Origin of the sequence: Paenibacillus sp. N3/727 (assembly GCF_022637315.1) — a bacterium.
Taxonomy (GTDB): Bacteria; Bacillota; Bacilli; order Paenibacillales; family Paenibacillaceae; genus Paenibacillus_AQ; species Paenibacillus_AQ uliginis.
This window is the reverse complement of the sequence record NZ_CP093336.1, coordinates 2,143,994-2,170,508: the sequence shown is the minus strand read 5'-3', so window position 1 is coordinate 2,170,508 and position 26,515 is coordinate 2,143,994. Positions and strand designations below refer to the sequence as shown.

At 46.6% G+C, this 26,515-nt stretch carries 24 protein-coding genes; 7 read left to right on the top strand and 17 right to left on the bottom strand.

Annotated elements, in window-relative coordinates; translation table 11 throughout:
• Positions 1 to 319: 319 nt before the first annotated feature.
• The 6 genes from MNQ98_RS09570 to MNQ98_RS09545 all read right to left on the bottom strand — a co-directional run bounded on the left by MNQ98_RS09570 (position 320) and on the right by MNQ98_RS09545 (position 6,681).
• On the bottom strand, positions 320 to 583 hold the full coding sequence (locus tag MNQ98_RS09570) for a YlbG family protein (RefSeq protein WP_208914816.1): 264 nt from the start codon (positions 581 to 583) through the stop codon (positions 320 to 322).
• A gap of 43 nt (positions 584 to 626) precedes the next feature.
• A complete protein-coding gene (locus MNQ98_RS09565) occupies positions 627 to 1,064 on the bottom strand; it encodes a YlbF/YmcA family competence regulator (RefSeq protein WP_241932961.1) in 438 nt (145 codons plus the stop codon).
• 168 nt (positions 1,065 to 1,232) lie between these two features.
• The gene (locus MNQ98_RS09560; RefSeq protein ID WP_241932960.1) at positions 1,233 to 3,122 is read right to left on the bottom strand and encodes a helicase-associated domain-containing protein; all 1,890 of its coding nucleotides are present in this window, start codon (positions 3,120 to 3,122) and stop codon (positions 1,233 to 1,235) included.
• On the bottom strand, positions 3,119 to 4,897 hold the full coding sequence (locus MNQ98_RS09555; RefSeq protein WP_241932959.1) for a DNA repair helicase XPB: 1,779 nt from the start codon (positions 4,895 to 4,897) through the stop codon (positions 3,119 to 3,121). The genes MNQ98_RS09560 and MNQ98_RS09555 overlap by 4 nt, the downstream gene beginning before the upstream one ends.
• A 161-nt stretch (positions 4,898 to 5,058) precedes the next feature.
• Complete coding sequence (locus MNQ98_RS09550; RefSeq protein ID WP_241933886.1) at positions 5,059 to 6,240, bottom strand: M20 family metallopeptidase; 1,182 nt, start codon at positions 6,238 to 6,240, stop codon at positions 5,059 to 5,061.
• Between the two features lie 246 nt (positions 6,241 to 6,486).
• Positions 6,487 to 6,681, bottom strand: a complete 195-nt coding sequence (locus MNQ98_RS09545; protein ID WP_241932958.1) for a hypothetical protein — start codon at positions 6,679 to 6,681, stop codon at positions 6,487 to 6,489.
• A 139-nt stretch (positions 6,682 to 6,820) separates the two neighbouring features.
• Between MNQ98_RS09545 and MNQ98_RS09540 the strand changes: the two genes are divergently transcribed.
• Both MNQ98_RS09540 and ftsW read left to right on the top strand, forming a co-directional pair.
• Entirely contained in the window at positions 6,821 to 7,168 is a 348-nt protein-coding gene (locus MNQ98_RS09540) for a YugN family protein (RefSeq protein ID WP_241932957.1), read from the top strand.
• A gap of 10 nt (positions 7,169 to 7,178) precedes the next feature.
• Entirely contained in the window at positions 7,179 to 8,405 is a 1,227-nt protein-coding gene (gene ftsW / locus MNQ98_RS09535; RefSeq protein WP_241932956.1) for a putative lipid II flippase FtsW, read from the top strand.
• 35 nt (positions 8,406 to 8,440) lie between these two features.
• On the opposite strand, the gene MNQ98_RS09530 is transcribed toward ftsW, so the two are convergent.
• A complete protein-coding gene (locus tag MNQ98_RS09530; protein WP_208914824.1) occupies positions 8,441 to 8,827 on the bottom strand; it encodes an Asp23/Gls24 family envelope stress response protein in 387 nt (128 codons plus the stop codon).
• A gap of 158 nt (positions 8,828 to 8,985) precedes the next feature.
• On the opposite strand from MNQ98_RS09530, the gene cax reads away from it, so the two are divergent.
• Complete coding sequence (cax, locus tag MNQ98_RS09525; RefSeq protein ID WP_241932955.1) at positions 8,986 to 10,056, top strand: calcium/proton exchanger; 1,071 nt, start codon at positions 8,986 to 8,988, stop codon at positions 10,054 to 10,056.
• Positions 10,057 to 10,232: 176 nt separating this feature from the next.
• Here cax and MNQ98_RS09520 read toward each other — a convergent pair whose 3' ends face one another.
• From MNQ98_RS09520 to MNQ98_RS09500, 5 genes are all read right to left on the bottom strand, one after another.
• Positions 10,233 to 10,520 carry an Fpa/YlaN family protein gene (locus MNQ98_RS09520; RefSeq protein WP_208914826.1) on the bottom strand — a complete coding sequence of 96 codons (288 nt, stop codon included), beginning with the start codon at positions 10,518 to 10,520 and terminating at the stop codon, positions 10,233 to 10,235.
• Between the two features lie 147 nt (positions 10,521 to 10,667).
• Positions 10,668 to 10,913, bottom strand: a complete 246-nt coding sequence (locus tag MNQ98_RS09515) for an HPr family phosphocarrier protein (protein ID WP_208914827.1) — start codon at positions 10,911 to 10,913, stop codon at positions 10,668 to 10,670.
• A gap of 95 nt (positions 10,914 to 11,008) precedes the next feature.
• Positions 11,009 to 12,124, bottom strand: coding sequence for an aminopeptidase (locus tag MNQ98_RS09510; protein WP_241932954.1), 1,116 nt, complete (start codon positions 12,122 to 12,124; stop codon positions 11,009 to 11,011).
• A gap of 111 nt (positions 12,125 to 12,235) precedes the next feature.
• The gene (locus MNQ98_RS09505; protein ID WP_241932953.1) at positions 12,236 to 13,078 is read right to left on the bottom strand and encodes a hypothetical protein; all 843 of its coding nucleotides are present in this window, start codon (positions 13,076 to 13,078) and stop codon (positions 12,236 to 12,238) included.
• A gap of 97 nt (positions 13,079 to 13,175) precedes the next feature.
• Positions 13,176 to 15,164 carry a sensor domain-containing diguanylate cyclase gene (locus MNQ98_RS09500; protein ID WP_241932952.1) on the bottom strand — a complete coding sequence of 663 codons (1,989 nt, stop codon included), beginning with the start codon at positions 15,162 to 15,164 and terminating at the stop codon, positions 13,176 to 13,178.
• A gap of 530 nt (positions 15,165 to 15,694) precedes the next feature.
• On the opposite strand from MNQ98_RS09500, the gene rpsD reads away from it, so the two are divergent.
• Together rpsD and MNQ98_RS09490 are read left to right on the top strand one after the other, a co-directional pair.
• On the top strand, positions 15,695 to 16,294 hold the full coding sequence (rpsD, locus tag MNQ98_RS09495; protein ID WP_241932951.1) for a 30S ribosomal protein S4: 600 nt from the start codon (positions 15,695 to 15,697) through the stop codon (positions 16,292 to 16,294).
• A 404-nt stretch (positions 16,295 to 16,698) separates the two neighbouring features.
• Positions 16,699 to 19,770, top strand: coding sequence for a penicillin-binding protein 1A (locus tag MNQ98_RS09490; RefSeq protein ID WP_241932950.1), 3,072 nt, complete (start codon positions 16,699 to 16,701; stop codon positions 19,768 to 19,770).
• Between the two features lie 263 nt (positions 19,771 to 20,033).
• Here the strand turns inward: MNQ98_RS09490 and acsA are convergent, their stop codons facing one another.
• On the bottom strand, positions 20,034 to 21,758 hold the full coding sequence (gene acsA / locus MNQ98_RS09485; protein WP_241932949.1) for an acetate--CoA ligase: 1,725 nt from the start codon (positions 21,756 to 21,758) through the stop codon (positions 20,034 to 20,036).
• A gap of 279 nt (positions 21,759 to 22,037) precedes the next feature.
• Between acsA and MNQ98_RS09480 the strand changes: the two genes are divergently transcribed.
• Complete coding sequence (locus tag MNQ98_RS09480) at positions 22,038 to 22,670, top strand: GNAT family N-acetyltransferase (RefSeq protein WP_241932948.1); 633 nt, start codon at positions 22,038 to 22,040, stop codon at positions 22,668 to 22,670.
• A 97-nt stretch (positions 22,671 to 22,767) separates the two neighbouring features.
• Here the strand turns inward: MNQ98_RS09480 and MNQ98_RS09475 are convergent, their stop codons facing one another.
• The 4 genes from MNQ98_RS09475 to MNQ98_RS09460 form a co-directional block, all read right to left on the bottom strand.
• Positions 22,768 to 23,469, bottom strand: a complete 702-nt coding sequence (locus tag MNQ98_RS09475; protein ID WP_241932947.1) for a 5'-methylthioadenosine/adenosylhomocysteine nucleosidase — start codon at positions 23,467 to 23,469, stop codon at positions 22,768 to 22,770.
• Between the two features lie 160 nt (positions 23,470 to 23,629).
• Positions 23,630 to 24,640 (bottom strand): catabolite control protein A, encoded by a 1,011-nt coding sequence (gene ccpA, locus MNQ98_RS09470; protein ID WP_241932946.1) that lies wholly within the window; start codon positions 24,638 to 24,640, stop codon positions 23,630 to 23,632.
• A gap of 106 nt (positions 24,641 to 24,746) precedes the next feature.
• Positions 24,747 to 25,094, bottom strand: coding sequence for a bacillithiol system redox-active protein YtxJ (gene ytxJ / locus MNQ98_RS09465; protein WP_241932945.1), 348 nt, complete (start codon positions 25,092 to 25,094; stop codon positions 24,747 to 24,749).
• 94 nt (positions 25,095 to 25,188) lie between these two features.
• The gene (locus tag MNQ98_RS09460; protein ID WP_241932944.1) at positions 25,189 to 25,635 is read right to left on the bottom strand and encodes a hypothetical protein; all 447 of its coding nucleotides are present in this window, start codon (positions 25,633 to 25,635) and stop codon (positions 25,189 to 25,191) included.
• A 299-nt stretch (positions 25,636 to 25,934) separates the two neighbouring features.
• Between MNQ98_RS09460 and MNQ98_RS09455 the strand changes: the two genes are divergently transcribed.
• Positions 25,935 to 26,468 carry a type 1 glutamine amidotransferase domain-containing protein gene (locus MNQ98_RS09455; RefSeq protein ID WP_241932943.1) on the top strand — a complete coding sequence of 178 codons (534 nt, stop codon included), beginning with the start codon at positions 25,935 to 25,937 and terminating at the stop codon, positions 26,466 to 26,468.
• The last annotated feature ends 47 nt before the right edge of the window (positions 26,469 to 26,515 follow it).

Here is a 26,515-nt window from a genome sequence, read left to right as displayed (position 1 = left end):
ATGTATATATACCCAACATATTACATCATTCCTTAATTATGCACAAGTCAGAAACTTTTTTCTTTGTGAATAGTTCTTGAAAATTAAAATCACGGTATTTTATGGATTCGCAAAGTTCTATTTTCTAATATAAAAAAATCTATCGACGTACCTCAAGGAAGACAGACCGCACTTAGTCGTAGTTTTTCTTGCTAGATAAAGATGCAGCTTGCTCCAAAGTTTATACTTTCTTGCCTCATAAAAAAAGCGGCCTCGCGGCCGCTTGTATTTTGCATATTCAACTTATCGGCAAGACCGGGTGCTAACCGGAGAAGTTCAATCATGGTCCGAAAAATTTGGTCTTGTCAGGCACGTTACTGCTGTATTCTGTCTTAATCTCGTTCCGGTACGAACGCTCGATTTTACGGACGTAGGAAAGTCTGCGAATATTCTTGACTGTCTCGTCCGCACGATCAGCGTTAACGTACATTACAACATATTGCATTCGACGTGAAATATAGTGCACACTGCCGTATTTCTCAAGGTTTCTTGCTGCTTTCACATCACTTACCCAAATAATATAACCGGTTCGTTCCGCCAGCATCCTGGTCTCGCCTCTCTTTCATCTCTATCTATTACCGCTCAGATCAGCCGCACTGGCAGCCGCCGCCACTTGCGCACCCTTTTTTCGGAAGAGCATTATTGCTTGGTACTTTAATGGTGTCCGACACCGAAAATGCGATTTTCTCGGACATATTAAAGAGCAGATCATCCAAATTCTTCTCAGCAAGCTTAAAACGTACAACGGCTTCAAAAGCCTCCAGCTCCGCTTCTACCGCACTAACTTCATCTTTAGCCGAATGATAATTAGGGTGGAAATGACCGAACCGCTGTGTTTCTTCGAACAATTCCTTCTTGGCGTCAAGTTTATGAATCAGGGCCTGAATTCCCGGATCGTTCTCAACAGCCTGTTTCCAATATAGATAATCCGCCACCTCGACGGATGCATTAATCATGTCGCCCAATTCATAGGCGTATGTGAGCACTTCGGCCATATCAACCGTGTTCAATTCCGATACGCTCATGATCTCATCCCGCTTCTTTATAGATTAGTCCGCCCAAAAGGTGGACTTCTTTATCATAGCATAACGGACGCTGCTTAAGAAGAGGGAAACTGCAGTTGAACACCGCCAAAATGATTGAAAGGATGCTGATTGGGAACTGCTTATTCTATAGAGAAATGGACGTCCGCCTCAGGATTGACCCGGCACAATCAGTCTCATCTCCTGCCATCCGCCCTCACTCAGCTCAATCTGTTCCGGCTTCTCCGAGTCTGATGAATATATCAGCCCAGATACCCTCCATGGATTACGGAACAGCCGTTTCGGTATGAATTCGGCTTTTTTATTTTCCATACCAAGCTCCACCTTAACTTTCCAATCCAGCGCCTGTTCCATGATCTGCTTAGCTGTTGTACCATGATAACTGCGCCAATCCCTTGTCCACATGACAGGAATCTTTGCAAGTCCGGGAAACAGATCCTGCTTGTCCGGTATTTCGGAATCCGGCTGAAAATAATGTTCATTCCTTCCGCTATATACAAGACCTGAGGATTTGAAATGATCGTAATCCCCTTTTCGGTAAAGGCTGTCCGTTCTTTCTGCTTCTGCTTGCCGGGGTTCCTCTTGCCGCCATTGGCCAGCAGTCTGATCAAAACCGCCAATCTGGCGTTTAGGCGGAAGTCCAGCAACTGTAAGGATTTTTCTGATTTCGGTTACATGTTCGGGCTTTACGGCAAAATACAGGGGGCCCAGGCGATGAATCCACTCCGTCAATTTGGGATGAGCCGCGATCTGATCGCCTTCTTCCACCGTTTCACACTGCAGTACAGTTAGTTCCGCAAATGAAGTTCTGCCCACTTCACGTCCCCACTGTGCGAGAGCCGCCGCCACATTGTCAGGTACACCAGAGAGCGCCTGGCTGACAACAAAATCAGTCACCTGTTCCGGGCTCATCCCCAAATCAGCTGCAAGCGCAACAGATCCTTTGGTAAGACGGTAAACCGACATATGGTCATCGGATACACGTTCTGCACACTGGGCCAAGCTCCAACGAACTGAGAAGGGGGTATCCGGCGGCACCATAACTTCATAATCCGGCTGAATAAATAAGTACCCTGAAGCAGAAGCAGTCCTGCCGTCGACCTCGCCTTTGAGAAGTCGTCCAGCAGGTATTTTCCACCGGATCAGCAAATGCTCGTCATTACTTGTGCCTACATCAGCCCAGCCTGCCCCTGCCAGAAAACGGAGCCATGCCTTTCCTTCATCATACAATTCATTCCTACGCTCCTGCATCTCGATACCTGCAGCCGTCATTTCGTCCAGCAGGCGGTCCACATCATACCAGACGTCTTCTCTAAAGCCCTTATGACACAATACCTGGCGTAAATGCTGACTTTCCGGATTCGTTCGACCGTATCTTTCCATAATGCTCTGAAAGAGGAGACTATTCATACACTCCAGTGACAGATCCAGCCATTCTTGAAGTGCATCCTCCTTTAACACAAGGGCGTTACTCTCCTTGGTCAGCAACCCCAGACTAAGGAGCAGGTCCAGCAGCACGGCAGCACGTGGAGGATAGGCATCTGAATGGGCATACTGCAGCCCGATGGCGGCAATATCCGATCCTGTAAGGCCCTCAGGTTCATCCAGCTTTTGAATATGCTTTTTATGTACTGTCCCTTTTGAAGTTAGCGGAAAACCACCATTCTTCGCACCGTATACCAACGCATTAAATACATCCAGAGCCAGTCCCGGCTTCGCCTCAGACGACAGAGCCGCTGCAGAAACTTCCTCCAGAGCCTGGGATGGTGTAAAAAAAGCTTCCTGCACAAAGAGCAGTCTTTCCGAGGGAATGAAGTATAATCGCTCGCCCCAGGCTTTCTTGACTGCTTTCACCCATCCGTCTTGCCTGAGACCCAAGAAGGCGGTCAGTACTTCAGCCCCGCTGAATGGCGGGATGTCAAGGGAAAGCAGCTTTTCCTCATCAAATACCTGGCCAGCAAAAGCAGTCCAAATCCGATACAATACGTTTTGTTCCGGTGTTGGTAATTGGCTGGGTGACCTGTCTTGAATATCCATCATGTCGTACCTGCTGCCTCCTTTCCAGGTTCGGCGCCGTCCTCGAAAGCTTGAGAACCCTTATTTCCGATAGAAGGCTCCGTTACGGTCCGATACTGATAGCCCTGCTCAATGAGAAATAGTTGCCTGCGAAGTGCGAATACCTCTTCCCGGCTATCCTGTGAAACGAGCGCATAGAAGTGTGCATTGTTATCACCAGCCTTCGGACGCAGAATACGGCCAAGCCTCTGTGCCTCTTCCTGTCTCGAACCAAAGCTGCCGGATATTTCAATGGCTACCGAAGCGTCCGGCAAATCCACTGCAAAATTAGCTACTTTGGAGACGACAAGAATTCGCTGATCTCCTCTCCTGAAAGCAGCATACAGCTCGTTGCGCTGGTGCTGTGGCATTTGACCCGAGATGAGCGGAATATCCAGCTCACTGGAAATTGACTCCAGTTGGTTCAGGTACTGTCCTATAATGAGAGTCTGAGCACCGGAATGACGCTCTAGTAACCTCTTCACTACGTCCAACTTCGCAGGATTTTCCGATGCCAGGCGATACTGCTCGCGGGTGCCGGCATAGCGGCATTGTTCCTTCAGGCTGTCCGTCATGGGTACCCTCACTTCTGCACAATCCACGGCGGCAATCCAGCCTTTTTCCTCGAGCGTCTTCCAAGGCATCTCATAACGCTTTGGCCCGATCAAGGAGAACACATCATGCTCCCGACCGTCCTCCCTGACCAGCGTTGCCGTTAAACCGAGTCGCCGGGTTGCCTGAATGTCTGCGGTTGCCCGAAACACAGGTGCAGGAAGCAAGTGAACCTCATCGTATATAATCAGTCCCCAACTTCTTTCGTTGAACAATTTCATATGGCGGAGCTCGTCCTCTTTGTTGTGGCGATGAGTCAGTATTTGATATGTTGCCACCGTCACCGGCCGCACCTCTTTACGCTGACCCGTATACTCGCCGATATCGGAAGATTGGAGCGAGGTCTTCTCCTGCAACTCCGACATCCATTGCCGGACCGAGGTCGTATTGGACGTCAGAATCAATGTTTCGCATTGAAGCTCCCGCATCGCCGCCATGCCGATGACGGTCTTTCCTGCGCCGCAAGGAAGCACGAGTACACCGCTCCCCCCTTTTCCTCCACTGTCCCGAAACGCTTCCGCTGCCTCCTGCTGATAATCACGTAGGCGGAAAGATGTTCGATTACTTTGACCGTGCTTTGTTTCTTTTTCTAAAGCCTCATACGCTTCACCTTGCCAATGAATCCGAAGAAACTGTCCGTCCTGATATCCGGCGTAATCCATCACGGGGTACCCAAGACGCGTCAGCTCCTGCTTCAACATCCCTCTTCGTTCCGAGGGTACCTCCACAACCGTATTCGTCAAAAAGGTTAGTCCTGCCTTAGATAAGGAGGGCTGCAGTTTAATCTCATGCATAAGTTCTTCATCCTCACATCGGAGGATAAGCGACTCTTCACGTTCTGGATGTTTCAATAGCGTGAGCTGTCCGTATCTCGATACAAGTCTTAAAATTTCCTCTAACAGTGAAGAAGGCACGTCGAAGCGGGATAGTGACTGAAGGCTCCCGCATATTTGTTCGGCATTCCATCCCGATGCTACTGCGTTCCACAAAGACAAAGGAGTAATCCGGTATGTATGAAAAGAGGGCGGACTTTTTACCAAATCAGCATATCGTGACAACTGTTCACGGGCTTCTTCAAAACCGGAATGCTCCACTTCCAAGAGGATCGTCCTGTCTCGCTGGACAATGCACGGTTTGTCTTTTATCAATTGTATTCCTCCTTGGCTATTCCTATAGATTTGGCTGTATTCGCAAAAAGAAGTTCATCCCCGTCTGAATACGGATCTGAACTTCCCCAAGTTTACTATTCCCAATTTATCCCGGTTCCATGCGGTCCTTGAAACGCTTGCACTCTCTTAGGCCTCTCAGGTCATCCTTGAGCAAACTCATCTTGATAGGAGCGCACCATTTCGACCATCAGCTTTAGCCCGTGCAGCATGGCATCCTCGTCGAAATCAAATCTTGGGTGATGATGAGGAAAGACAGCGTCCTTTTCTGCATTCCCCGCTCCCACAAACATAAAGCATCCCGGTATTTCACGCAAATAGTAAGCAAAATCCTCAGCTGGCATGATTTTAGGAGAAAGATGAACCTGATTCTCTCCAAAAATGTGTGGGGCCGTCCGGAAAAAGCGTTCTGCTTCATTCTCATCATTCACAACCGCAGGATAACCGCTGAGATATTCAATCGCGGTTTCCGTTCCGTATGCTTCAGCTGTCATCCGAGTGATCGACTCTAATCGGGTACGGATAAGCTTTCGAGTATCCTCATCAAATGTACGGACTGTTCCGGTAATCCGGCATCGGTCGGCAATCACATTTTGGGCGGAACCGCCTTCGATGGTTCCTACCGTGACGACTGCCGGCTGCAGCGGGTCGACCGACCGGCTGACAATGGTCTGCAGCTGCATAACGAGAGCAGAACCTGCCACGACGGCATCAGCGGTCACGTGCGGCATCCCGCCGTGTCCGCCCCGTCCGATAATGTCGATAAAGAACTCATCCGCAGCTGCCATTACAGGGCCGGGCGTGCTTGCTACCGTCCCAAGCTTAAGCGGTGTCCACAAGTGCAGGCCGTAAATGACATCCGCTCCGTTTAGTGCGCCTGCTTCAATCATTCCCAAGGCGCCACCAGGGCACGCCTCTTCCGCTGGCTGAAACATAAACCGGATTTCTCCACGGACCGTCTCCTGAATTTGCCGGAAGTAAGAAGCAGCTGCCAGAAGGATAGACGTATGTCCGTCATGACCACAGGCGTGCATTACACCTGTTACAGTGGATTTGTACTCACAGCTCTTCTCATCCTGAATCGGCAGTGCGTCCATATCCGCACGCAGCACGATCGTCTTTCCCGGCTGCCCTCCTTTTAGAACCGCCATCACTCCATGACCACCCATTCCCGTGGATACTTCGTAACCCATTTCACGTAAACGCGCCTCGACAAAAGCGGATGTCTTCTCTTCCTGAAAAGACACTTCAGGATGCATATGTATATAACGCCGCCATTCCACCATTTTCGGAAACAGCTGTTCCAAGTATACTTGCTCGTTCATATCGATCATCCTTCCCCCCGCCTGAACGGCTCAATCTAACCTCAGCAATCCATGAAGTGTACACTACAGCAGTACATGTCCCAGCATGCTGTCATTGCAGGCTCCATCTCTAACCTTCTCGTAGACATCCCTCAGAGGAATCTTCACAGGAGCAACGTCTTCATCTTTATCCGGCCGCAGCTTTCGCTACCTTGCGTACATCATCGGTAAGAAAAACGTCTATCAGGTAAGCGCTTCCCACATATTTTATTTCACCGCACAATACGTCTGCTTCTTCCTCCAGTTCCCTCTGCGTGATGACCTTATCTTCCCCGGTTTGATCGTATCTCCCGGAGCTCCCACCGCCATGACGGGATCACCAAACACCGCAGAAGCCTTCATTAATTTCATTGTAGCAGAAAAAAGACGGTCTATATACTTCTTATTCTCAAAATAATCCACTCGGTTACTCCGCGCTATTCTTGTAACACCATCATGCCAGACCTTACAATTGGCGGGCTTTCAGGCTTGCACAAGTTCTTGAAAAATACTATCATATTTAAAGAACTTTGTAGGGACTAATTAAGGAGGTACTAACGCCATGATTTTTGAGAATACGGGCTTGGATGGCTTAAAAAGTGAATTGGCTTATCTCGATGAAAGTGCCGAGAAGGTAGGCTTTATCCGCTGGCAGTGGGAGTACTACCGCGCTACATATGATTTGAAAATTGAAGATAAGAAGAGCGATGCAGAATACTTCCTTCGCATCAATACCCGCGCTGTGGAAGGAAAACTGGAGAAACCCGACACCGTGCTTCAAATTGAAGCCGTTTACTTGGGAAAAGCCACATTCCCGCATGGACTGGAATATGACACTCCAGCTCCGCAGCCTATTCTGAACGTTGCCACGAAGAAGTTGCAAGAACTAAAATTGCTGCTGGAAGCGTAACGGTAATGTTATGAAAACAAACAAACCACAGCCCAAGAGAGGGACGCCGGATTTCCAGCTGCTGATCCTTACCTTGCTGTTGGTGGGATTCGGATTGCTCATGGTGTTCAGTTCCAGCTCCAGCTTGACCGTCTTTAGCCAGAAATGGGGGCACGACCCGCTTTATTTCACCAAACGTCAACTTATTTTTGCGATTGTCGGTACCTTTGTGATGCTGGTCGCGATGAACATCAATTACAAGAAGTACAAAAAGCTATTTATACCCGTTTTTTTCTTATCGTTAATCATGCTGATCCTTGTTGTAGTCGTCGGAAAAGCTACCAACGGTGCTTCCAGTTGGTTTAATCTTGGTAAACTAGGCATTCAGCCGACAGAATTGGCCAAGATCGCCACGATTGTATATCTGGCTGCATTGATAACGAAGAAGGGGGAACGGATCCGCCAATGGAAGGGCGGTTTCTTCCCGGTTCTTATTATCGTAGGGATTGTTGCCGGTCTGATCATGCTTCAGCCCGATTTAGGTTCTACCTTTATCCTTGTGGCCACAAGCGGATTAATCATCTATGCCGGTGGCGCCAGTATGAAGCATATTACAGCGTGTATATCGCTTGTCGCACTCGGATTGGCTTTGACGATCGGAGTCGGCTCCCTGTTCGATTCTATCTCCGGCGGAGATGTGCAGCAAGAGGCCAGCAGCAACTACAAAATGGGCCGGATTGAGGCATATCTTAATCCCTTCAAGGACCAATCCGGTACAGGATATAACCTGGTCCAGTCCCTTATTGCCATCGGCCAGGGTGGGGTGACCGGGGCTGGATATGGTGAAGGCGTGCAGAAACTTCATTATTTGCCGAACCCGTACAACGATTTTATCTTTTCCGTTATCGGTGAAGAATTCGGGTTTATAGGCACCTCGATATTTTTACTGATTTATCTGTATTTTATATGGAGGGGTGTTATCGTTGCTCTACGCTGCCCGGACCCTTTCGGAACACTTACCGGCATAGGGATTATGGGTCTCATCGCTATTCAGGCATTCATCAACATTGGCGGAGTAACCAACACCATACCAATTACGGGTGTAACTCTTCCATTCATCAGCTACGGCGGATCTTCCCTGCTGGTTATGATGCTCGCCATGGGAATCATGCTTAGCATCTCTAGAGAAAGCAACCGTCCCGATAAGGAAGAACATGTAAAATCCGTCATAAAAAAAGACTACCGGGCAACCCGGTAGTCTTTTCTGATTTATATTTCCTTATTCTGATTGGCTTATTTCGCACGATATGGAATGTCATCAATCTCATCATCCTTGAAAGCGACGCCTTCGACTTTGACATTAACTTCGACAACTCGAAGTCCTGTCATGCTCTCTACAGCTTCACGTACGTTCTGCTGAAGCATACGGCACACTTCATGTATCGGTGTCTCATACAGCACAATAATGCGCAGGTCAATCGCTGCTTCAAGTTGACCTACCTCCACTGTCACACCTTTTTGTACATTTTTGCCGCTAAGCCGTTTCGCCCAGCCCTCAGACAATCCACCGGACATTGCTGCGATCCCTGGAGTCTCCAAGGCAGCCATTCCGGCGATTTTCGAGACGACATCATCCGATATCCGAATCAAACCGTTATCCAGTTGAAGTTGTTCCGCCATGTCAAATCCTCCTTCATCCTCATTATTCGTTATTGTAAATCCTAACAGGCCTAAAAAGCAAATGCTGGTTAAAAACTTGCGTTTATTTTAGTCAAAGTTTGGGGTATATTGTAAAAGAATACTCAATTTTTTACATAGCTAAAGGTAGGTGTACGCTTTTGAAAAAGTGGTTAAGTCCCGCACTGCTAGTCATTACATTCCTGCTGAGCGCAGCAGGACACTTCTTAGGTTGGAATTTTACGCTGCAGTTCATTTTATCGGCCGTCTCGGTTATTTTTGTCGCGGGATTTCTCGGAAAAGCGACAGAAAGCGTCGCCCACTATGCCGGACAGCGGCTCGGAGGTTTCCTGAATGCGACCTTCGGTAATGCTGCCGAACTCATCATCGCCATCCTTTTGGTAAAGCAAGGGCTATACGATATGGTAAAAGCCAGTATCACCGGTTCTATCATCGGCAACCTGCTGCTCGTCCTCGGACTCAGCCTATTTGCAGGCGGTCTGAAATTCAAAATCCAGAAATACAACGTCACACTTGCCGGACTGAACGGTTCCCTAATGATATTGGGTATTATCGCGTTGTTCATCCCCGCTGTATTTCTGAATACCCACTCTATTACGGAATCAGACACAAAATTTTTGAGCCTGATTGTGGCAGGTATTCTCATAGCTGCTTATCTCGCGTGGCTCCTATTCTCCATGATCACACACAAAAGCTATTTGGCTGATGTCAGCGACAGTGGTGATCAAGAACTTCCGCATGAACACGGTCCTACATGGTCCAAAGGACGCTCTATCACTTATCTTATCGTGGCCACCGTTATGGTCGCCTTTGTCAGTGAATGGCTTGTCGGGGTTCTGGAGCCCGTCAGTCATGAATACGGACTTAGTGAACTGTTTGTCGGTGCATTCCTCGTAGCGATCGTCGGTAACGCCGCAGAACATAGTGCAGCCATTATGCTCGCTATGAAAAATAAAATCGGTGCGGCCGTTGAAATTGCAGTCGGCAGCAGTCTCCAAATCGCCTTGTTTGTAGCCCCTGTCCTGGTATTCATCAGCTTTTTTATGGGTAATACAATGGATATCGTATTTACGACCATCGAGCTCGTGGCGATTGGTGTGGCTGTCTTTATCGCCAAATCGATTACACAGGACGGCGCGACTAACTGGTTCGAAGGGCTTATGCTTCTTGCAGTCTATGTCATCCTTGGCTTCTCTTTTTATCTCGTATAGAGGCCCTGTTGTTTCGCTCGTTTTCCAATAAATAAAAGACGCGTCATACTGAGTCTTCCTCCGTATAACGCGTCTTTTGTATTTTAACCGTCTCAATAAAACCATAACATTAAAAAAACGCATGCCGACACTCCCCCGCGCGCATGCGTTTCTATGTATCGCCTGTACTGGACAGGCTATTCGGCTTGGTTCATGGCTTCATATAACAGAGCCAGATTACGTTCCAGCTTGCTGAGCAGTTGTTTCCCCGTCACTTCCGGAAGAAGCCCGGCACGGACAGCAAAATCAACTTCTCTTGAAAATCCGTACATTTGGGTATCCAGCACTTCCTCATAGAGAGGGCAGTAACGGGTTGCCAGATTCTCCATCTGCACTTCAATGAGCTTTTGAATTTTATCTGCATCTTCATGTAGAAGACTGATCGCTTTAAGGTGAAGCTGTTCTTGCAAATCAGATGAAGTCATGATCTTCCCCCCTATGTTAATATCACTGCACGGTTACTACATCTAATATTAGACGAAATCGCAAATCAATACAAGGACCAGTTCAAAAGTACTCCTCAATGATATAAAAACATCCTTCCGTTTTAGGAAGGATGTTTTTCGCTGAATTTATTCAGCAACCACGGTTACATTCAAGCCATGCTTTGAAAATACGTCGATCATCGCTTTTTTTGCTTCATCGGCATCCGGACCGTGAACGTGTAGCTCATAGCTCTGGTGGCTCACCAATGTTGTGAACAAGCCCAGAATGCTCTTTACATCGATGTACTTGTTCTCAGCCTGCAAAACAATAGAAGATGAGAACTGGCCTGCTGTCTGAGAAATGTCTACAACGATCGCATTGTTATTGGACATACGAATCCCTCCGTAACTTTAAGATGTAAAGAAATGCTGTTTATTTCTCCTTCATGATACATTGAATCCGTTTTCTTATGCAACTATATTTCATTTTATTTCAGATTTTCTGGATTTAGTCCCTCGAGTTCAGGAATCACGAACATACCATCTTTACGGATCAGCACGTCATCAAAATAGATTTCCCCACCGCCATATTCCGGACGCTGGATCAATACCAGATCCCAGTGAATGGAAGAACGGTTGCCGTTGTCCGTCACATCATATGCCTGACCAGGTGTAAAATGAAGACTTCCAGCGATCTTCTCATCAAACAGAATATCTTTCATCGGTGTTAGAATGTACGGGTTGAAACCGATCGCGAATTCACCGATATAACGGGCGCCTTCATCGGAATCCAGAATTTCGTTTATCCGGGCCGTATCACTGCTCGTTGCTTCTACAATTTTACCGTTCTCGAAACGGAATTTAATATTTTCAAAAGTGACTCCGTTATACAACGTTGGAGAGTTGTAAGAAATCGTTCCGTTAACGGAATCACGAACCGGTGCAGTGTATACTTCTCCATCAGGTATGTTCTTCTGACCAGAACATTTTTCAGCTCCAATCCCCTTAATCGAAAAGCTAAGGTCTGTTCCAGGACCAACAATACGGACCTTGTCGGTCTTTCTCATCAGTTCCGCCAACGGATCCTGTGCACGATCCATCTTGGAGTAATCCAGGTTGCATACGTCGAAGTAGAAGTCTTCAAAGGCTTCTGTGCTAGTGTTAGCCAGCTGTGCCATGCTCGCATTCGGATAACGGAGAACTACCCATTTCGTGCGCTTCACGCGCTCTTCACTATGTACAGGATGCGAGTACAGGGAGTTGTACAGCTTCATGTTCTCTTCCGGGACATCGGACAGATCGTTTACGTTCTCTCCTGCACGGATACCTATATAGCAGTCCATCTGTTTCATCCGGTTCAAGTCCAGTTCAGCCCACAGTGTAAGTTGCTCTTTCGTAGCATTCTTCAGCATTGCACGCTGTACCGTTTTATCGGTCAGCTGGACAAAAGGGTGACCTCCCTTTTTCCCAACTTCTTCGATAATAGCATTAAGCAGATCACGTTCTGAGCCGATCATCTCGATCAGCACATTCTCACCTGGCTGCATATCCACCGAATAACCAACCAGGTTTTCGGCTAATTTCTGAATTCTTGGATCACGCATTCATATAACCTCCTTGAGCTGATTTGCCTGCTTGTTCTCAATTGAACAGCGGTAAATTCATTATTATATTGTATCACGGTAAAAGGTGTGACGTCAGCCGCCATCGGAAAATTATCGAAATTCCGAAAAGCTGATGTCCGACACCATCGTTTCGTCCGGCTTACGCCCGGAAGGGTCTTTAAAAGAAATTTTACGCTCTGAGGACAGTTTTTGGGGCAAGTATGATTTCTTGTTTATTGTCAAATGAAAAACGGTCGAAACATTTGTATTTGAAAGCAGCCGGTTTAACTCCTGATTCTCCCTCTCCCACACCGCTTGAAGTCTCTCTCGTGCCTTAGCGTTATCTGAGTAGAGTAAGTCGCCCTTTTGGTCCATACGATTACGAAGTTGCTTCATTTGCCCGTTCAGCGCTTCACTCAGCATCTTCCGAGAAGCTTCAGGAGCCAGTTCAATCCGGAGCACCTTGGTACCACGCGCTGCACCATACTCCTCTGTTACTTTTTTATCGGTATCACCGATGTATTGAAGCTGTTCCAAGGGACTCAACCGTGACATCCAGTCACCATTCGAGTAGCCGGAGGCAAGGGGCCGCCAAGCGCCCTTCTCATATTTCATCTTCCCCTTCAAACCGTCCATGCTCATACTTCCAGCGGAATACGTTGAGGCTGTAGACGAAGAAGGGGGCGATTTAGAAGTCGTTAAAGTGAGCAGGTTATGATTCTGAAGCTGACCTTCAAAAGCGACCGTCTGCTTAAAAATACCGCTGTCCCCGTTCCGGATCGCCGCATCTCCTTTAAACGTAAAATTATCCACTCCTTCCAACCCGGCAATTGCCCGATTAAAAGATTGTTCAGCAGAAAGCTGCTTCATTCCGCAGCCCTGTACACAGAGCGTCAAGCTCAGCCAAAACATCATATTGCGAAAGAGTAAAAGTGTTTTGTATCCTATCATCATGATCAGCCTTTCGTATATTCATCCCTCTTAGGCTAACCGTCCTTTTCCCATTTATACAAAAAAAAGCCCACCGGCATAACCAGCCGCTGGGCTTCCTTTATTCCTCCGAAGTATCGGTTTTTTCAACCACAATCCGATTTCGCCCGCCGTTCTTGGCTTCGTATAGCGCCATATCCGCACGGTAAAAAAGAGATTCAACACTAATTCTGTCATGCATCCAGTTCCATTCCGATATGCCGCAGGAGACGGTCACTCTCGGCTCTGTCTCTTCTGCAACCCTTAAACGTATGCGCTCAGCCACCTGAAGTGCCTGCTCAATACCTAAGCCGGGAAGGTAAACCGCAAGTTCTTCCCCACCCCACCTAGCAGCAATGTCACTTTGCCGGATGGACGTTCTCACGATACCGCTGACCTGCTTTAATATTTTATCGCCACGCTGGTGCCCAAAAGTATCGTTCACCTGCTTGAATTGGTCAATATCGACCACGATTAGCGAGCCACAAAAATCACGGCTTTGGCATTCATGTATAGCTTCATCGAGATAATGACGAGCATAAAGCTCTGTCAGCATGTCCCGATTCGCCATCCGTCTTACCTCCGCATGCAGGGAAGCATTCCCTACCGCAAGCCCGATATGGCTCGTTAACGCTTGAAGCAGGCGGTAGTTATCGTAAGAAAAATAATGTTTTTTTCTGTGGGTTAACAATATAACGCCCTGTATTTCCCCATTTACGGTCAGAGGTGTCGCAATAGTTGAATTGGATCCCGTCGTATCCATCAGCTTGGATACTGCAGGACGTTCTTCCGTGTAATCCGCCAGGATCAGAGGCTCCTTGGAATGATATACCAGCCCTCCCAAGCCATAATCTTTCTCGAACATTTCTTTAGTCAGCCACGCGGCATTACACGACATGACCTCCAGTCCACCAAGCTCCTCGTTATAACTCAGAATACAGCAATACTCTGCAGCCAATATTTTACGAAGTTCCTCATTGGCAAACTGATAAATGTCCGCCAATTGCAAACTTTTGTTCAGCTGCTGGGTCAGTTCGTTGATCATTCGCAGTTCGTGGATCATCAGGTTCGACTGCTCGTACAACTTGGCATTTTCGAAAGCCGTTCCTGCGGCATCCGCCATCATACCAAGCAGATCAAGATCCATATCCTCCATTTCCTCACGCTTGACCACAAGGTGAAGAACACCATAGACACCCTGCTTTCCCCCTACGGGAACACCAATTTCTATTAGTCCCTGCGGCTGATCCCGATTATCGCAAATAGTCAGGGCACCTTCCATAAAGGTTCGGACATACACTTTTTCTTGCCAATGGTGCAAAAGCAAAGGACGTACCAATGGATGGCTGCTCTGGTGATCCTGCGACATAAACAGCTTCACGTTCACGTTCGGATAAAGGTCAAGAACGCTAACCAGCATTTCCGTAAGTACCCCGTCCACATTAATCTGGGCATGCATTCGCTTCACAACTTGAAACAGGACAGATCGTCTGCGGGCTTCCCGCTCTGCTTGGCTATGAATTTTAGCTAAATCTTCTACAAAGATGCATTCAAACCGGCGGTAAAAACAAGCACGAAGCATTAACGCTGCCGCTTCTGTCATAAATTGAGCCTGTTCTTTCCCTATCTCTGCAGAAGAGACACTGATCAGTACAGCAAACAAATCACCGTGAGTTCTTGAAAACACAGGAGCCGCACATACAATTCTGCCGCCAAGACGGTCTTCACTGCTACCAGCCGCAGCCGCTCTTATCTCCAAGGCTCGCTTTAAAGTGCTGTCATCCCCGGCTGAGAAATATTCCTGCAGCATGGGATCTCCAACCAACCACTCCCCAGTCGGACTAATAACAGCCCAATCAGCCTTGGATACCATTTGGAGCCCAGCGCTCTCCTTCATCCACTCTTCAAAACTCTCTTCCATTAACTGCTGAAGATAGGGAAAGTCTGAAGGTGTTATATCCATCGTCTGGTGCCACACATAAGATTCCGTTCTAGGAATTCGCCCGGGACCGTTAAACATGGCCGTAGAACCGGGAGAGCTTTCAGAAACTTTCCGTTGTTCTTCTGACATAAAGGGCGCTCCTTTGCACCATTATAAAGGTCTGTCTAAAGACCCAGTATTCCGGTTTAAATGCGCAAGCCTTCATCTAACCAATGCCTGCGCGACTGCGACGTAGTAATCCGCCGCTTTCCTTCTCGCTGTTAAGCAGTACAGCAACATAGTATGTATTCTAGATTAAATCAATAATTTACTATTAATCTTATATTACTCTTTTCTACCCAATTTTGCATTATAATTTCGGAGTTTCACTCATATTTTTTAGGTCCATGGTCCTATCGACAAAATTAGACAAAGGTTATAGGAATCTTCAACTTGACTTTATATCACCATTTCATATAATATTTATTGTTGAACAAGAATGCAATGCATTCCATTTGAATTGGGCGGAACGTTGTGTCACCCTCACGATATTTGTTGCTGACAGGACAGCGGCTGAACTTTCCCGTCAGATCTGCCGGATACCATACCGGACAGTAATAAACAAATACGGCGCAAATAGAGCCCTAAATGAAACTTAATTACAAAGGAGTCTATATTACATGGCACGTTACACCGGTCCTAAATTTAAATTAAGCCGTCGTGTGGGCATCTCCCTCAGCGGTACTGGCAAAGAATTGAAACGCCCTTTTCCTCCAGGACAACATGGTCCTAACCAACGGAGAAAAATGAGCAACTACGGAATGCAGCTTCAAGAAAAGCAAAAACTGCGCCATATGTATGGTTTGGGTGAGAAACAATTCCGCACCCTGTTCGATAAAGCAACAGGCATGAAAGGTATCGCCGGTGAGAACTTTATGTTCCTGCTTGAGAGCCGTCTGGACAACCTCGTTTATCGTCTTGGCTTCAGCAACTCCCGTGCAGGTGCACGTCAACTGGTTGCACATGGTCACGTAACTGTAAACGGCAAAAAAGTGGACATCGCTTCTTTCGCTGTTAGCACAGGCGACGTAATCGGTCTTCGTGAAAGAAGCCGCGGCCTTTCTGCAATTAAAGATGCTATGGCTAACCGCGTACATCTTCCTGCTTACCTTGAATTCGATGAAACTGCAATGGAAGGCAAGTACATCCGTCTGCCAGAACGTTCCGAATTGTCTCAAGATATCGACGAGAAGCAAATCGTCGAATTCTACAACCGTTAAGATTGATCTACAAAACCCGGAGGTTTTACTTCCGGGTTTTTCTCTGCAATAAAGACAGATACACCAGAATTCTCTCCCAAAATGATAGGAGGAACTTCCTCAGGTGCATCTGTCTTTTTTTTGTCAAATATACTTTTAAAGTTAGGTCAGTTTTTCTTCGTTCCATTTAACTGCTCCCTGCTGAATACTGCGAATGGCACCCCCCACCGACTCTGTAAACATCTTTCCACCCTTCTACTGAGGTCCTTCTAAGCTTTTTTCGTTATGCACTTTTACCATTATTTACAATACAGCAATTCTAAAAAAACAAATTTCCGTAAAATGGGAACGACAGGATGCGATATGATGATTCAAAACCGTCGATTTATGCTATAATAGGTGCGTTAAAAGGAGGAGTAACATTCATGGTTGAGGAGAAAAAACAGGAGCCTGAGAACAAGCGCCCTCCGAAAAGATCCATTGGACGAAAAATTGGATCGGTACTGGGCTGGCTCTTTGTGATTGGTTTGATGGGAACGCTGTTCATCGGAGGATCCGTCTTAGGGTACGTAACCTCTATCGTTAAAGATGAACCCGTAAGATCAAGAGCTCTCATCGAACAAAAGATGGACGATAACGCCGTCACTGGCTTCGCCTACTTTGGCGATGGCTCCCCTATTGGACAGCTCCGGACAGAAGAAGACCGGCGACCCGTAAAACGTGATGAAATTCCCCAAATTGTCATTGATGCGGTTGTATCCATAGAAGATAATCGTTTTTATACACATAAAGGGGTAGACTACATGGGCACTGCCCGTGCTGTAAAGCAGCGCCTTCTGAATGAGCCTATTCAGACAGGCGGCAGCACACTTACACAGCAGCTCGCAAGGCAAGCCTTTTTAAGCCGCGACAAGACAAGTGACCGGAAAGTGAAAGAAATTTTACTATCATTCCGCCTGGAACGTTTTTTAAGCAAGGAACAAATCATAACGGCCTACTTGAACAAAGTACCTTATGGGAACGGTTCAAACGGCTATAATGTGTTCGGAATCAAAGCAGCGGCAAAAGGTATTTTTAACATTAGCGATCTTAACAAACTGAACATTGCCCAGGCGGCCTATTTAGCAGGTCTTCCCCAGCTCCCTTCCGCTTATTCGGCTTTCAACGGTATCGGGGAGTTTGATGAGAAGTCATTTAAACGTGCTATGAAACGACAAGGGCTCGTGCTTGATCGTATGCTGGAGGAAGGTAAAATCACTCCGGCCGAGCATAAAAAAGCAAAAGCTTTTGATATTAAGAAATCTCTTGCTCCACGTACCCAAAAGGCATATGTTACTTACCCATATCTGATGATGGAGGTTGAACGTCAAGCTTCCAAAATTATTATGGAGCTGAACAATCCGAAAGTCGATGGGGAACAAACGAAAGAAAACGGCGATTTGATGGATGAGGCACGGTCTGAGCTGAGCACCGGCGGCTATCGAATATACACAACCATAGACCGCACGATTTACGGTGCGATGCGGAAGATTGCGGAAGATGACAACAACTTCTTCCCCGACAGTGAAACCAAAGGGAAAGAACAAACCGCCGCGATGATGATCAACAACAAGACCGGCGCCATCCTTGGTATGATTGAGGGCCGGGATTTTAAAACAGAAGAGATGAACTACGCTACCCAGATGGTCCGTCAGCCGGGATCGGCCATGAAACCGATTGCCGCTTTCTTGCCTGCGCTTGATTCAGGTAAGGTTCAACCAGGCAGCATTGTGGATGACTCTCCGGTTATTTTGAAGGATGGTTCGAACGGCTATCATATCCCGAAAAACGTAAACTGGCGCTATAAGGGTCTTATGACCGCGCGCGAAGCGCTGAACAACTCAACGAACACCGTCGCGCTGAATCTATTCAACAATGTCATCGGCATTGAGAGTGCCTTGGAGTTCGCTAAAAAGCTCGGTATTACCACCCTAGTGGAAAGGGACTATGCCGCAGGTACCGGTGTTATAGGCGGACTTACTCACGGCACGTCTGTTGAGGAGTTGACTAATGCCTATAGCGCAATCGGTAACCAAGGGAAATTTACAGACGCTTATTTAATCGATAAAATTGTGGATTCTAATGGCAAGATTGTATATAAACATAAGACCGAACCTGTTCAGGTATTTTCTAGCCAGACCGCTTACCTGATGACCGATATGATGCGTACCGTTATAACCAACGGATCAGGTAGCACTGTACGGGACAACTATAAGCACTTCAATAAAATACCGGTAGTCGGTAAGACAGGTTCAAGCCAAGACTATGGAGACAGCTGGTTCTTAGGCTACTCTCCCGACATTACTTTGGGTGTGTGGGTCGGCTATAAGCATTCCGTAAATACGCTGGATAAGCCTCAACGAACCCATGCACAAAGCATCTGGGCCAAGGTCATGAATGAAACGATCAACCTTAAACCTGACCTGTTCCCGACAAAAGAGTTTAAAAAGCCTGAAGGTATCGTGTCCAAAACCGTATCAGCATACAGTGGAAAGCTGCCAACTGAGCTGACTAACAAGTTTGTTACGGATCTGTTTAATGCAAAGTTTGTGCCTACGGAAAGAGACGACAGCCTGGCCAAAGCCAAATATATTACTTATAAAGGCGCTAATTATATTCCTAGAGATGGAACGCCTGAAGATTTTCTCAAAGAGCAGATCGTCATTAAACGGGAAAAGCCGATCGATGAACTGATCAAGCAGCTTGAAGCTGCATTCGCTGTCATGCGTGGAGGTCATGAGTCGTTGCAATTCTACATTCCAGAGGATGCCAACAAAGGCATGCCGACTAAGGTCGACCCGAGAGTGGATGATGGAAGAGCACCAACTCCTCCGAAAAACTTAAACTACTCCAAGGGTGTTATCACCTTTTCGCCAAGTGGATCATCTGATGTTGTTGGCTACAGACTGTACCGTTCGGCAAATGGCGGTCCGTTTGTGAACCAAGGTCAAGTTGTTATGGCAGACGGTACGAAACAATTTACCACTTCTGGGGGCGCTAATGTAACCTACTACATTGTTGCAGTGGACGTCGCAGGAAAAGCCTCTGAGCCAAGTGCTATCGTTGGAAACAGTCCTGTCCCTGATCCAGATCCAACACCAGATCCGGGCAATGAAACTGACGGCGTTACACCTGATGAAGGAACGGAAGAAATTCCTGACACTGGTCCTCAGGGACCAACCTCTATGCCTCATCAGCCGGGACAGCCAACGATCCAGGCTACACCTGACGGATTCCGGGCAACTTGGAGTGCTAACCCTTCTGAGGATGGAGTAACCTTGTATAACGTCTATTTCAGTCCTAACAATGACGGGATCTATCAAATAATCGGAACAAGTCAAACCAACGAATTCCACTCTAGTAATAGCTCCCCAATCAGCGGGACGTTCCGAATTACAGCTGTAAATCCAGTTGGAGAATCTTCAGCTTCACCAACGGTATTTTTCGAAAAAAATTAAACCAATCTATGCAATAAGGGCCACCTCTATAGCAGAAATATCTGCTCATAGAGGCGGCCCTTATTATTATTCAACGAAGTATACGCAAAACGTCTATCGACGTAACTCAAACAAGACAGACCGCTTTTAGCGGCAGTTTATCTTGCGAGAGAGAGACGTAATTTACTCCGATGTTTACACTTTCTTATCTCTCGAAAAAATAAAGAGCAGTCGCCTGAGTCGTGTAGGACTCTAGGGACTGCTCTTTCATTTAAGTAATTAATTTAATCCTCAATCGTCGACAGATCGCCTGTTGGCAGATCTAGCTCCCATGCCTTCAGAACACGGCGCATGATTTTACCGGAACGGGTCTTTGGCAATTTATCTTTAAATTCGATTTCCCGCGGGGCAGCATGCGCTGACAATCCTTCCTTCACAAAGCGGTAAATCTCGTCCTTGAGCTCCTGTGTAGGCTCATAACCTTCACGGAGCGAGATAAAGGCCTTGATAATCTCACCTCTTGTTACGTCAGGCTTACCGATAACACCTGCTTCTGCGACCGCAGGGTGCTCTACCAGCTTGCTCTCCACCTCAAAAGGCCCGATCCGCTCACCTGAAGAATTAATGACATCATCAATCCGGCCTTGGAACCAGAAATATCCTTCTTCGTCCATGTAAGCAGAGTCACCGGAAACGTACCAGCCCGGAATTCTGAAATATTCCTCATATTTAGCAGGATTGTTCCAGACCTGTCTCATCATGGACGGCCATGTTGTTTTGATTGCGAGGTTGCCCATCGTGTATGGCGCCACCTCTCGTCCCTGATCATCGAGAATGGCTGCGGTTATACCCGGTAGCGGTCGGCCCATAGATCCAGGCTTAATCGCCATGCTCGGATAGTTGCAAATCAATTGTGCTCCAGTCTCCGTCATCCACCATGTATCATGAATACGCTGCTTGTAAGCTTTATAGCCCCAGCGCACCACCTCAGGGTTCAGAGGCTCTCCTACAGACAACACATGACGCAGATTGCTCAGGTCGTACTGGGAGATCAAATCAGAGCCTGCACCCATCAGCATGCGAAATGCGGTAGGAGCACTGTACCATATCGTTACCTTATACTTCGCAAGCGTTCCATACCAGTCCTGCGGACTGAAACGACCGCCTCGAATAACATTCGTTGCCCCATTGAGCCAAGGCGCAAAAATACCGTAAGATGTTCCGGTAACCCAGCCTGGGTCCGCAGTACACCAGTAAATATCATCTTCTCGCAGATCTAGAACAACCTTACCTGTGTAGTACTGCTGAATCATAGCATTCTGAACATGATACACGCCTTTAGGTCTGCCTGTCGAACCAGATGTATAATGCATGATCAATCCGTCTTCCCGATCCAGCCATTCGATCTCCAGATCAGACGAAGCACCTTCCATTGCACTGAAAAAATCGATAATTCCCTCGTCCTCCGGCGTATTCTCGCCGACAACGAATATATGCTTCAATTCCGGCAGCTCATCTCGTTTCACACGAGACAACAGAGCAGGGGTCGTAACGAGTGCTACGGCACCGCTATCCTCCAGCCGGTCCTTAACAGCTGTTTCCATGAACGCTTCGAACAATGGGCCAACCACAGCCCCTACCTTCAAAATACCAAGCAAGCTGACATAAAGCTCAGGTGAGCGCGGCATAAAGATGAAAACTCTCTCGCCTTTTCCTATTCCGTATTTACGGAGAATATTTCCGAATTTATCGGACTGCTCCTTCAATTGGGCGAAGGAGATCGCTTCATCACGCGATGCGTCACTATACAGCAGCGCTGTCTTCTCTCCCCGTCCTTCGGCTACATGCCGGTCAATTGCTTCATAAGCCATGTTGACTTTCCCTGTCTCATACCAAGTGAAATGGCGTTCGATCTCATCCCAGGAAAACTGGGCGACCGATTGCTCGTATTTGTTCATGTTCGAACTAGATACTTCACTAGGCAGTACTTCGCTATGCGTTTGATTCATGATTGCATCCTCCTCATTCTTAAATCGTTCCCCTACTTGTGGGCGCTTACAAATGATATGAATGTAACAATAGAATTCACAAACGGCAGGTCATCTTGAGGCTCAAATCATCGTGCATTGACCTAAGATTTTCGAGAGGAAACTCGAAAGTCAATGATATAATTGTGAAGGTTTTATGTCGAAGTGATTATATCATAGGTTAGGAATTCCTGTCATTGCTTTTCATTTTTTTATTTTTTTGCTATAAGTAGGTTATGTACTTGAAAGGAGCGTACCCGGATGGAACACTGCAAGCTGTATAAGTCTCACCTCTTGTTTCCTGAAGACCGCCGCCTGATTATTGAAGGCCCCGTACCGCCCCAGCGTATCTCAGAGCTGACAATGCACCCTGATCTCAATGCCTTTCGCCGTCCTGCGGAACAGCATGAAGCGCTGATTGAAATAGCAGAACTGCCTGAAGGAAGAATTATTATTACCCGCGACGAAGAAACCATTGTCGGATATGTAACCTTTCACTATGCTGATGAACAAGAGCGATGGTCCCAAGGAAAAATGGAAGATTTGATCGAGCTCGGAGCTATTGAAGTAGCGAATGATTACCGTTCATTAGGACTAGGCCAAAAAATGATTCAGACTGCTTTTGAAGACGGACAAATGGAGCAGTATATCGTATTTACAACTGAATATTACTGGCATTGGGATCTCAAAGGAAGCGGCCTGAACGTATGGGATTACCGTAAAATGATGGAACGGCTGATGAAAGTCGTAGAGATGGAGTGGTATGCTACCGATGATCCGGAAATTTGCTCCCATCCGGCGAACTGTCTCATGGTGAAGATCGGTAAACAGGTACCTCTATCCTCGCAAGAACAGTTTGACCGAATACGATTCCAGCAACGGTTTATGTATTGATTAAATTTAGATATACTTAATGGAAACGGCGCTGCCATCTTTTTATGGATGGCAGCGCCGTTTCAACATGAATATATGAAATGCGATACTTTATATCTTACAGATGATTTAATATATGACTGACAATAGAATGAGATCGCTGGGAAGCTTTAACGGTGAATTCTGCAAAATTAACATGTGCGGATCCGTCCGCTTTATCCGACATGGAACGAATAACGACGTAAGGCACACCATTCATATGGCAGACCTGAGCTACAGCAGATCCCTCCATCTCCGCACAGGCGCCGTTCAGCTGCTCATACAACGTTTGTACAGTGTCTCTGCTGGCGATAAATTGATCCCCAGATAATACCTTCCCCACAAGGTAACCTTCCGCTGCAAGCTCCTTACAGGCGGTCTCAGCGAGGCTGATCAGGTGCTCATCTGCTGGAAAATCAGAAATGCTCTGATATGGTATCACACCCCGTTCATAACCAAGAGGCGTCACATCCATATCATGCTGCATGCAGGAAGAAGAAATGACAATATCCCCAATGTTCAATCTTGGATCAAGCGCGCCCGCCACACCCGTAAACAACACTTGGGATACACCGAAATAATCGATCAATATTTGAGTAGTCACTGCGGCATTTACCTTACCTACACCTGACTTGCATACCACTACTTTTCTCCCTTGCAATGTGCCAGCTACGTAATTCACTCCTGCTTTCGACACTTTTTCACTACTATCCATCTGAGCCAAAAGCAGCTCAATCTCTTCGTCCATCGCACCAATCAGACCAATTATAGAAGTTGTCATAATTCTTTATGCCCCTCCACTCTTTCGTATACCAGCATATACGCACTCTAATTTCCAGGACGTAAGCCGTACAAAGACTTCAAATTTCAAACACTAGAAAAAAGCTCCCTGAAGGAGCTTTTTTTCAACAAATATACATTTGTATGTTAAACATGAACAACTACTCGTTTACATGACTAACGGAAAGACGAAGAATCGTCTCATGCGGCAAAATAACACGAGAATTTTCCACGTTTTCTTTCTTCATCAGTTTAGTAAGCAAGCGCATTGCCACGGCTCCCAAATCGTACATCGGCTGGGCAACTGTTGTCAGCTGCGGACGAACCATGGACGCCATACGAATATTGTCGACACTAATGATCGAGAAATCATCCGGAACTTTATAGCCTTCATCTTGAATGCTATGAATCGCTCCGATGGCCATTTCATCCGTTGCCGCAAAAATAGCCGTCGGTTTCTTCTTCAGGCCCAAGAAATACTTCATAGCTTCTACACCAGATTCATAACGGTAATTACCGATACGCACGAGATCTTCTTGGTATTCAATACCAGCTGCCTCAAGTGCCTTCTTATAACCGTGAAAACGGGCATAGCCATTAGCTGGATCCTGCAGAGTACCGCTGATCATTGCAATCTCGCGGTGCCCATGTCGAATCAGAGTATTCACTGCATCAAATGCAGCTTGCTCGTGATCGATATCAACCGAAGGGTATGAGCCTCTCTCATCACGAGTTGCACAGAGAACAATCGGCACTGCCGAGGTCTGGAATGCCTGGATGTGCTCGTCCGTCACGGTTCCGCCCATGAACAAGAGCCCGTCCACCTGCTTCTCAAGCAACGTATTGATAACACGAATTTCTTTTTCCTTCCGCTTGTCGGCGTTACACAAAATGATATTGTAATGGTACATGTTGGCGATATCTTCGATACCCCGAGCAATTTCAGCAAAAATAGAGTTCGAAATGTCTGGGATTACAACGCCGACGGTTGTTGTCTTCTTGCTGGCCAGACCTCTGGCTACCGCATTAGGACGATATCCCAAACGCTCTATTGCTTCATAAACTTTCTTCCGGGTTTGAGGCTTAACGTTGGGGTTATTGTTGACAACCCGCGATACCGTTGCCATCGAAACGCCTGCTTCACGCGCCACATCGTAAATGGTTACCGTCAAATTCCTTCTCTCCATTGCCAATAAATTTTCTTTCATTCAAACATACGTTCAATAGCCAATTAAATTTATGATACGACAAATTACTGCTTTGTGCAATGACACAGCCTTACAGGCTGTCCAATTTGCCTCTCAGCGCTTCAGCCGTAATATGGGAATGGGATGTATGCCAGACCGGCGCTCCTTGCCTTACAACAATAACTTGCGGCGATTCATGCTTAACGCTTAAAACGTCCGCGGCTTCATTCGAAACCGGACGATCAGCCACCACATCAATCATAGCGTAGTCTACCTGTTCGTTCGGATGATTCTGCAAATAAGCAGTCACTTCCTCGTAAGCTCCGGCGCTGATGGGACATCGTGTGCTGTGCTTGAACAGTAGCAGCGCTTTCTGGTGAGTTGATTCCAGCGCAGTACGCAATTGTTCGTTTGTAGTCATTTTAGTCATAGTCGCCATAGGATATACATTCCCTTCATTGTATTGAAGTTCCTAACTTATATCCTAACAAAATGTTCGTGAAAAATCCAACAACCTCGACAAAATATGTCGATTAACTTGCACAAAAATCTGAATTTTCCATTTTTAACTGTGAAAAAGCATTTACCTTCTCCAGACGGGTCATGATTTCATCCATCCATACCGAGTCATCCTTCATTTTAGCAAAGCGGTAAAGATCAAGCAGCATATTAACGCGATCTTCAAACGCAGCCTTGTAACGCTGCTGAAATTCCTGGAGTGAATCACTGGATGACGACAATACTTCCCGCAACACAGATACGGGTTCATAAATATCAGCAAATGAAACCCAGGTTTGGCTCTTTACATCTCCCAACGAGTTTATGTAGTCCAGCAAATCCGGCTTTACCAGAGGCATGAGTTCATATGTTGAACAATTCTGACAAGCATAAACAGGGACATGACAGATGCATGCCTTTCGTGCATATACTAACTTTCTCAGTTCCATTCTCATAATTTGTCCGCAGTTGCAAAGCTTCAACAAATGGGCCACCTCAAATCCTATATCATAATGTCTAGTAAATCTGAATTCTGGGTCTCTCAATCGATTACAATAAATATTACTCTTCGATATGAATAGTCCTATTCGACTATCATATCAGAGATCTCTTCAAATTTGTGATGATGCTTTTATTACCATTTATGTATCTAAATGTTTAAAATATGGCGAAAGAATGAATCCTCGTAAACTTTTTGTTACAATAAATTTATTCGGCAGCGGATTATTTTAGATTTACTAGATCATGCCGGGATTTGTTCACCGAAAGGAGCTCTGTACCTATGAGACTAACTGGTAAAAAAGTAATTGCTCTTGTTGACGAAGAGTTTGAGGATTTGGAATTATGGTATCCCGTTTACCGGGTTCGTGAGGAAGGTGCTGAAGTTCATCTGGCCGGGCTGGAGAAAGGGAAAACTTATATCGGCAAGTACGGTGTTCCAGCCACTGCAGAATATTCGTTTGATGAGCTTGACAGCAAAGATTATGACGGAATTCTCGTGCCGGGTGGATGGGCGCCCGATAAGCTTCGCCGTTATGACAAAGTACTTCAATTCGTACGTGAAATGCACGAGGATAAAAAGCCTATCGGGCAAATATGTCATGCAGGATGGGTGCTGATTTCAGCCAAAATTTTAAACGGCGTCACCGTCACTTCCACACCCGGAATCCGTGATGACATGGAAAACGGAGGGGCTGTCTGGATAGATGAAGCGGTAGTCACCGACGGGCACATTATATCTGCACGGCGGCCTCCGGATCTCCCTCCTTACGGCAAAGCGTTTTGCGATGCACTGGCGGGTGGGCAACAATCTTAAGACTATTTTTATAGCCTGAATATATGCTTCTAACGAAAAAGCCGTCT